This window comes from Streptococcus sp. 2106 (assembly GCF_013277315.1).
In the GTDB taxonomy this organism is placed as follows: domain Bacteria; phylum Bacillota; class Bacilli; order Lactobacillales; family Streptococcaceae; genus Streptococcus; species Streptococcus pseudopneumoniae.
Window position 1 is genome coordinate 23119 of the sequence record NZ_VMMS01000039.1, and the last position, 6411, is coordinate 29529.

6 protein-coding genes and 1 pseudogene are annotated in these 6411 nt (G+C 42.6%); 3 read left to right on the forward strand and 4 right to left on the reverse strand.

The features are described 5' to 3' along the window. Nucleotides 1-29 precede the first annotated feature (29 nt). Genes gatB through gatC form a run of 3 tightly spaced genes read right to left on the reverse strand, consistent with a single transcriptional unit; the run spans nucleotide 30 to nucleotide 3240 of the window. Nucleotides 30-1472: an Asp-tRNA(Asn)/Glu-tRNA(Gln) amidotransferase subunit GatB gene (gatB, locus tag HT723_RS04910; protein WP_138700286.1), complete on the reverse strand. Its 1443-nt coding sequence runs from the start codon at nucleotides 1470-1472 to the stop codon at nucleotides 30-32. Next, nucleotides 1472-2938: an Asp-tRNA(Asn)/Glu-tRNA(Gln) amidotransferase subunit GatA gene (gene gatA / locus HT723_RS04915; RefSeq protein WP_172934757.1), complete on the reverse strand. Its 1467-nt coding sequence runs from the start codon at nucleotides 2936-2938 to the stop codon at nucleotides 1472-1474. Before gatA ends, gatB begins: the two co-directional genes overlap by 1 nt. Further along, nucleotides 2938-3240 carry an Asp-tRNA(Asn)/Glu-tRNA(Gln) amidotransferase subunit GatC gene (gene gatC, locus HT723_RS04920; protein ID WP_000705411.1) on the reverse strand — a complete coding sequence of 101 codons (303 nt, stop codon included), beginning with the start codon at nucleotides 3238-3240 and terminating at the stop codon, nucleotides 2938-2940. The genes gatA and gatC overlap by 1 nt, the downstream gene beginning before the upstream one ends. A 212-nt stretch (nucleotides 3241-3452) precedes the next feature. Between gatC and HT723_RS04925 the strand changes: the two genes are divergently transcribed. The 3 genes from HT723_RS04925 to HT723_RS04935 all read left to right on the forward strand — a co-directional run bounded on the left by HT723_RS04925 (nucleotide 3453) and on the right by HT723_RS04935 (nucleotide 6235). Further along, entirely contained in the window at nucleotides 3453-4997 is a 1545-nt protein-coding gene (locus HT723_RS04925; RefSeq protein ID WP_172934758.1) for a peptide chain release factor 3, read from the forward strand. A gap of 753 nt (nucleotides 4998-5750) precedes the next feature. Next, nucleotides 5751-5948: a hypothetical protein gene (locus HT723_RS04930; RefSeq protein ID WP_001808557.1), complete on the forward strand. Its 198-nt coding sequence runs from the start codon at nucleotides 5751-5753 to the stop codon at nucleotides 5946-5948. Nucleotides 5949-6058: 110 nt separating this feature from the next. Further along, the gene (locus HT723_RS04935) at nucleotides 6059-6235 is read left to right on the forward strand and encodes a glycosyltransferase (RefSeq protein WP_001816247.1); all 177 of its coding nucleotides are present in this window, start codon (nucleotides 6059-6061) and stop codon (nucleotides 6233-6235) included. A 26-nt stretch (nucleotides 6236-6261) separates the two neighbouring features. On the opposite strand, the pseudogene HT723_RS04940 reads toward HT723_RS04935, so the two are convergent. Continuing rightward, nucleotides 6262-6402, reverse strand: a pseudogene (locus HT723_RS04940) (helix-turn-helix domain-containing protein); the annotation flags it as partial. Between the last annotated feature and the right edge of the window lie 9 nt (nucleotides 6403-6411).

A 6411-nucleotide genomic window follows, 5' to 3' on the forward strand; every position in this document is an offset into this window, starting at 1 on the left:
CCAACCTCAAGGCTGGTTTCTTTTACATATTAATCTTCTTTCAACTTCGCCAATTCCTGTGCAAGTAGTTTAAGGGCAACTTGTGGGTTGGCTTGGCCTTTGGTTGCCTTCATAAGGAATCCTGTAAAGGCCTTGTCGGCGTTACGTTTGCCTGACTTGAAGTCGGCAACAGCAGCTTCGTTATCGGCAAAGACTTGGTGGATGATTGGGATCAAGATAGCTGGATCTGAAATTTGAACCATACCTGCTTTTTCCACGTATTCACGCGCGCCACCGCCATTTTTAGCTAGATGGACAAAGACTTTCTTGGCAATCTTAGATGAAATAGTACCGTCTTCGATGATGGCAATCATTTCAACCAAGTTTTCTGGTGTCAATTCGATTTGTTCCAGTGTTTTACCTTCAGCATTCAAGAACTGAGCGACTTCCCCTTGGAGCCAGTTAGAGACTTGTTTGGCATCACCACCTAGGGCAACAGCTTTTTCAAAGAAGTCAGAAGTGACTTTATTAGCAGTCAACTGACTAGCATCGTAGTCTGATAAACCAAGGTCAGATACATAACGCGCACGACGTTCTTTTGGAAACTCTGGTAACTCTGTACGCATTTCTTCGATCCACTCGTCTGAAATTTCAAAGAGGGGTAGGTCTGGTTCTGGGAAGTAGCGGTAGTCTGCAGCACCTTCCTTGACACGCATGAGGATGGTTGCCTTGTTGGCTTCATCGTAACGGCGTGTTTCCTGGCGGATTTGACCACCTGAACGAAGGATTTCGGCTTGACGTTGAACTTCGTATTCAAGACCTTTGCGAACGTTTGAGAAGGAGTTGAGGTTTTTCAACTCAGTTTTGGTACCGAATTTTTCTTGACCATAAGGGCGAAGGGAGATGTTGGCATCCACACGCATAGAACCCTCTTCCATCTTAACGTCAGAAATGCCAGCGTACTGGATAACTTCCTTGAGGGCTGTTAGATAAGCGTAGGCTTCCTCTGGGGAACGCATGTCGGCTTCAGATACAATCTCAATCAAGGGTACCCCTTGGCGGTTGAGGTCAACGTAAGAGTAGCCATCTGTACCGTGGGTGTTTTTACCAGCGTCTTCCTCTAGGTGGGCACGTTCGATACCGATTTTCTTAGTCGTACCGTCTTCAAGCTCCACTTCAATCCAACCGTTATAACCGATTGGCTCATCAAACTGAGAAATTTGGTAGGCCTTTGGATTATCAGGGTAGAAGTAGTTTTTGCGGTCAAAGTGCATCTTTTTATGGATGTCCATGTTGAGGGCAAGAGCAGCCTTGATACCGGCATCGACAACACCTTTGTTGAGAACCGGCAGAACTCCTGGGAAAGACCAGTCAATCACGTTAGTGTTGGCGTTTTGGTCATTTCCAAAGTGGGCAGAAGTAGGTGAGAAGATTTTTGAATTGGTGTTGAGCTCTACGTGGACTTCAAGTCCGATGACTGTTTCAAAGTTCATTAGTTGTCACCTCCAAAAATCACGGGTTGTTGTTTGTGGTAGTCTGTTGTTGCTTCAAAAGCAGCAGCAGCTTGGTAAATAGTTTCCTCAGAGTACTTAGGACCAATCAATTGCAGACCAACAGGTAGACCTTGAGAGAATCCAGCAGGAATCGAAATCCCTGGAAGACCTGCCAAGTTGACTGGTATTGTCAAAAGGTCAGCTAAGTACATAGCAACTGGGTCATGGTTGAGAGAATTCAAGTCATAGGCAACACTTGGAGCAGTTGGGCCCAAAATCAAGTCGTAATTTGCGAAGACTTTTTCGAAATCTTGGATGATAAGGGTACGGACCTGTCCAGCCTTCTTATAGTAGGCATCGTAGTAACCTGATGAAAGGCTGAAAGTACCTAGCATGATACGGCGTTTCACTTCTTCACCAAAACCTTGGCTACGGCTGTTTACATAGATTTCATCAAGGTTGATTGCATCTTCTGCGCGGTAGCCGTAACGGATACCGTCAAAGCGTTGCAAGTTTGATGAAGCTTCTGATGAAGCGATGATGTAGTAAACGGCAACACCGTATTTAGAGTGAGGAAGGCTGACTTCTTCGACGGTAGCGCCCAATTTTTCAAAGTGCTTAGCAGCATTCAGAATAGTTTCCTTAACCTCTGGGTCAATTCCTTCACCTAGGTATTCCTTAGGTAAAGCAATTTTCATGCCCTTGATGTCTTGACCAATTTTTGAAGTAAAGTCGGCAATGCGGACAGGGGCAGAAGTAGAGTCTTTGGAATCTTCGCTGGCAATCGCGTTGAGCAAGAGGGCATTCTCCTTAACTGTCGGTGCGAAAGGACCAATCTGGTCTAATGAGCTACCAAAGGCAATGAGACCGAAACGTGAAACTGTTCCGTAGGTTGGTTTGAGACCAACGATTCCGTTGAAGGCAGCAGGTTGGCGGATGGAACCACCAGTATCAGAACCAAGTGACAAGCGAACTTGTCCTGAGGCTACAGCTGCGGCAGAACCACTTGATGACCCACCAGGAACCTTGCTGTGGTCCCAAGCGTTTTTAGTTGCTCCGTAGTGTGAAGTTTCACCTGAACCACCCATAGCAAATTCGTCCATGTTGGTCTTTCCAACGACAATCATGCCCTTGGTTTTTGCATTGGCAACAGCTGTCGCATCAAAGATTGGCTCATAGTTGTAGAGCATTTTTGAGGCAGCAGTTGTGAGAATACCATCTGTAGAGATATTATCTTTAACTGCAAGTGGAATTCCTGAAAGGACATTATCAGCATCGATTCCAGCTTCATCAATGGCTTTAGCTTGAGCAAGAGCCTGCTCCTCGGCGATGGTGACAAAAGCGTTGATAGCTGTCTCGCGAGACTTGATATCTTCAAGCGTAGCTTGTGTCAATTCAGTTGCAGAAATTTCCTTAGAAATAAGGAGATTGTGCAAGTCTTCAATGGTTTTATTGTTGAAAGTCATTAGGCATCTCCTCCATCGTCTAGGATAGCTGGTACCTTGATATAGTAGTTGTCTTTTTCAGGTACGTTTTTAAACAAGCGATCACGGTCTGTTCCTTCTTCGGCCACATCAGGGCGGAGTACAGTCTTGCGGTCGGCCATGGTCGTAGTAGGTGCGACACCAGTTGTGTCAACTTCGCCCAGCAATTCAACCATGTCTACAATCTTAGACAAGGTGGTCGCAAAGGCAGCAGTTTCTTCTTCAGAGAATTTTAATTTTGAAAGATTGGCAACGTGTGTTACCTCTTCTTGCGTAATTTTCATCTTACATCCTTTCGTGAAATGATGATTTTTAGTCTGTTCTATTTTACCATATTTTCCTATAAATAAGGGAGGGGGAAGTGAAAAGAAATAGAAATTGAAAAAAATGCTAAAATCCGATATAATGGAGTGTTGAAAGGAATGGTAAAATCCAATGTAAAAATCATTCTTAGCTATTGAAACAAGAAAAATAGAGAATCAAAGAAAGAGAACTTATGAATATTCAAGAAGAAATTAAGAAACGTCGTACCTTTGCCATCATCTCTCACCCAGACGCGGGGAAAACAACCATCACTGAGCAGTTGCTCTACTTTGGGGGCGAGATTCGTGAGGCTGGTACCGTAAAAGGAAAGAAAACAGGGACTTTTGCCAAGTCTGACTGGATGGATATCGAGAAGCAACGTGGGATTTCGGTTACTTCATCTGTGATGCAGTTTGACTACGATGGCAAGCGCGTGAATATCCTTGACACACCAGGGCATGAGGATTTCTCAGAAGATACCTATCGTACCTTGATGGCGGTGGATGCTGCGGTCATGGTCGTGGACTCTGCCAAGGGTATCGAGGCGCAGACAAAGAAATTGTTTGAAGTTGTCAAACACCGTGGTATTCCAGTCTTTACCTTTATGAACAAGCTAGACCGTGACGGTCGTGAGCCACTGGACCTCTTGCAAGAATTGGAAGAAGTCTTGGGTATTGCGAGCTATCCGATGAACTGGCCAATCGGGATGGGGAAAGCTTTTGAAGGGCTCTATGACCTCTATAACCAACGCTTGGAGCTCTATAAGGGGGATGAGCGTTTTGCCAGTTTAGAAGATGGGGACAAGCTTTTTAGCAGCAATCCTTTCTACGAGCAGGTAAAAGATGATATTGAACTTTTAAATGAAGCTGGAAATGAGTTTTCAGAGGAAGCTATCCTTGCTGGAGAATTGACACCTGTCTTCTTCGGTTCAGCTTTGACAAACTTTGGTGTGCAGACCTTCCTTGAAACTTTCCTTAAGTTTGCTCCAGAGCCACATGGACACAAGAAAATAGACGGTGAAGTTGTGGATCCTTACGACAAGGATTTCTCAGGATTTGTCTTTAAAATCCAAGCCAACATGGACCCTCGTCACCGTGACCGCATCGCCTTTGTCCGTATCGTATCAGGTGAATTTGAGCGTGGCATGAGTGTCAACCTTCCTCGTACTGGTAAGGGCGCCAAGCTGTCTAATGTTACTCAGTTTATGGCTGAAAGTCGTGAGAATGTGACCAATGCCGTAGCAGGTGATATTATCGGGGTTTACGATACAGGTACTTATCAGGTTGGGGATACTTTGACAGTTGGAAAAAACAAGTTTGAATTTGAACCCCTGCCAACCTTTACACCTGAGATTTTTATGAAAGTTTCTGCTAAGAACGTCATGAAGCAGAAATCCTTCCACAAGGGGATTGAACAATTGGTGCAAGAAGGAGCTATTCAGCTTTATAAGAATTACCAAACAGGCGAGTACATGCTGGGAGCTGTTGGTCAACTCCAGTTTGAAGTCTTTAAACACCGTATGGAAGGCGAGTACAATGCGGAAGTGGTCATGAGCCCAATGGGGAAAAAGACCGTTCGTTGGATCAAGCCTGAGGACTTGGATGAACGGATGTCATCAAGCCGAAATATCTTGGCCAAAGACCGTTTTGACCAACCAGTCTTCCTCTTTGAGAATGACTTTGCCCTCCGCTGGTTTGCGGACAAGTATCCAGATGTAGAGTTGGAAGAGAAGATGTGACTCAGTACCAACAATTGGAACTAAAGTTCCTAATTGTTGGACGCTAGTCGCTATTTGGCGAACTAGCTAATTGCCTCACTAACTGAGTTTTACAAATGGAATTGATTTGTAAAACTCAGTGTCGTAGTTCAGTAAATTTATTTGATTGTGTAACAATCTAAGTAACTAACGAGTCTGGGACAAAAGTCTAACCTTAAATATAAAAAGCGAACAAAACAAGTTATCTGACACTCAGAATTCTGTTTTGTTTGCTTTTTTGTCTAATCTATCGATTTTAAAAACTTATAATAAAGAATTCATAAAATCAAAATCTTTTTGTCCCAGACTCTAGGCGCTCCACTAGTAAAGTTTTACGAATAATATCGATTCGTAAAACTTTACGTCGTAACTGGTAGTGAGCGGTCTAGCTAACTGCCTCACTAACTACGTTTGGCAAATAGAATCGATTGGTCAAACTACGTGTCGTAGTATAACAATCGGCTTACCTAAACGCTTCACTAGGAAAAATCCACGAATAATATTGATTCGTGGATTTTTCCGTTGTAGCAGAAAGTAGGTAGCCTAGCTAACTGCCTTACTAACTACGTTTGGCAAATGAAATCGATTTGTAAAACTCCGTGTCGTAATGTAAAAATTGTAAACCGTAATGAGACTTCATCTAAAATCTCCACTGGTATGGTTTTACGAACGAATAGGCGAAAATAATGGTTACGTAGAAACATATGATGGGAATAAAAAGAAATAAGATAAAGAGTGAAAGAAGAGAAAAAAGCGATTGTCTTAGGTGCAGATAATGCTTATATGGATAAAGTTGAAACAACAATAAAATCTCTTTGTGTTCATCATTATAATCTTAAGTTTTATGTTTTTAATGATGACCTTCCGCGAGAATGGTTCCAATTGATGGAAAAAAGACTAGAGACTTTGAATAGTGAGATTGTGAATGTTTAGATTGACAGTAGTATTCTGAAAGGTTATCGTCTCCCCTTTGCGGGACTTTCATATGCGGCTTTTTTAGGTATTTTATTCCAAAGTATGTAAGCGAGTCTCGTGTACTGTATTTGGATTTAGATATTGTTGTAAGAAAATCGATAGATGAGCTGTGGGATTTGGACTTGACGGCTATACCCTTAGCTGCAGTTAGAGATGATTTTTATACACATAATTTTAATTCTGGTGTTCTGTTAATCAACAATGGTATGTGGAGAGCAGAAAATGTCACGCAAGACCTGATTTAAGACACAAATAAAAAATCTTCCAATTCTCTGTTTCCGTGTCTGAAGGTTTCTTTTCCTTTCTGTTGATAGACTAGTAGCAGACGATTGATTTGTCTTTCAGAAAGATTAAGTTCGACACAGGCTTGTTTCTTTGTTTTCTTTCCTTGGGCAATAGCTGTTATAGTCATTTAGTTTTA